The organism is Oleiphilus sp. HI0067 (assembly GCF_001635735.1).
The window spans coordinates 1-1,553 of record NZ_LWFI01000961.1 but is presented as its reverse complement, the minus strand read 5'-3'; the positions used below and the strand labels follow the sequence as shown (position 1 = coordinate 1,553).

General features: G+C 44.9%; 3 protein-coding genes. 1 reads left to right on the top strand and 2 read right to left on the bottom strand.

Annotated elements, in window-relative coordinates; genetic code table 11:
* Nucleotides 1–49: 49 nt before the first annotated feature.
* Nucleotides 50–490 carry a YtoQ family protein gene (locus A3739_RS12295; RefSeq protein WP_068483288.1) on the bottom strand — a complete coding sequence of 147 codons (441 nt, stop codon included), beginning with the start codon at nucleotides 488–490 and terminating at the stop codon, nucleotides 50–52.
* 128 nt (nucleotides 491–618) lie between these two features.
* Between A3739_RS12295 and A3739_RS12290 the strand changes: the two genes are divergently transcribed.
* Nucleotides 619–1,191, top strand: coding sequence for a hypothetical protein (locus A3739_RS12290; protein WP_068483291.1), 573 nt, complete (start codon nucleotides 619–621; stop codon nucleotides 1,189–1,191).
* Here the strand turns inward: A3739_RS12290 and A3739_RS12285 are convergent.
* On the bottom strand, nucleotides 1,188–1,553 hold a 366-nt coding region (locus A3739_RS12285; RefSeq protein ID WP_304440274.1), incomplete at its 5' end, for a potassium transporter TrkG. The genes A3739_RS12290 and A3739_RS12285 overlap by 4 nt on opposite strands.

Here is a 1,553-nt window from a genome sequence, read left to right as displayed (position 1 = left end):
CGAGAAAAAGGAGCGGCATTATACACTAAGCTATTCGCCGCTCGCTCACTTATTGCTTGATATATTTCAAAATTTCAACCACTTGCTCGGGTGTTTCTGCGACAGCCATCGCGGCACCGTCAACTTCTTTGAGTGGGTGCGTTAATTCTGGGTCATGAATCACAACGATTGGCTTGCCTTTGCCAATAGCAATGCCTGCTTCAAATGCAGCATTCCATTGCTTGTATTTTGGTCCGAAACGTACCACGGTAAGATCAGCCTTTTCGATTGCATTCATTGCGCGCAATGAATTGATCTTTGCTGCTTTATGATCCTTCCAGAAGTTGTTTTCTTCTTCACCAAGAATCCGGACACCAACTTCGTCACTGGCTTCATGATTAGTTACTGGACTTAGTGTCTCGATGTCCAGATTGGCTTCTTTGATGCCATTTTCAATACGCTCACGCCAATCGGTATGAATCTCACCTGAAAGATAAATGCTGTAGCTCATATTAGGTTTATGTCCCTAGAATTTATTGATAAAACTGTATGTAAGGTGAGCGGATTCTAATAAACAGAATTGAGGATGCAAGCATCGCTCATGCTTGGATTCACATATTTATACAATGGAGGTATAGGGTGCCTATCTATGACCATAAGTATGGTGGTTTAGACTATTTTCGAGTTTATCGTTCTTGGGGCGGACAAGAGTTTCAAGAATATGTGCGAATCGGAGAAGATAAAGACGCTGCACGCAAAGAGGCTGAGGCGATCGAAACACGTTTTACGCGGGAATATGAAGTTTATCAGCGAGAGCGTGCTGCACAACCAGAATTTCATGTGAGAGATGATGGCTCAATTCGAGGTCTACGGCGTGTTAGTGTTGAGCGAGGTAGTAGAGCGACAGTTGAGGTCTTGGAGCTCCGTATCAACGTGCCTTGGTTAAAAAGCATCAAGCGAACGACGGTATCAATTAGCACACATGGATTTGAGTCAGCTTTTCAGCAGTCAGTTGAAAAAATATGCGAATGGTATGAATTAGATAAACAAAGCCCCGCTGCGAAAGCGATGCGTACTTGTGATGCTTATTATGCAAATGGTGATGAGATCAGCGCTTTACGTAGTGTTAGCCACAAGGCGCGCCATGAGCTGGACAACATAACGCAAGGTGTGTTCAAAGGTTTACGTAAGCTCGGTATTTCTGGCGCTTAAGAGCGCCAGAAGGCTGGCGTGAATAGAATCAATAGCGTAAAAATTTCTAGACGCCCCATTAGCATTGCTACGCAAAGAACCCATTTCGCAAAAGTCGGTAAATCGCCATAGTGTGCTGCGACATCTCCCAGACCTGGTCCAAGGTTATTGATGCAGGCACCAACTGCCGACCATGCAGTTACTTGATCTAAACCGCTTGCGAGAAGCAGTAACAAAAGCACAACGAATGAGAATACGTACAGGGAGAAGAAACCCCATACGGCTTCGATAACCCGATCAGGTACGGCTTTCTTGCCTACTTTTACAGGAATCACCGCATTAGGGTGAATCAAGCGCTTTATCTCGCGCATGCCCTGTTTGAA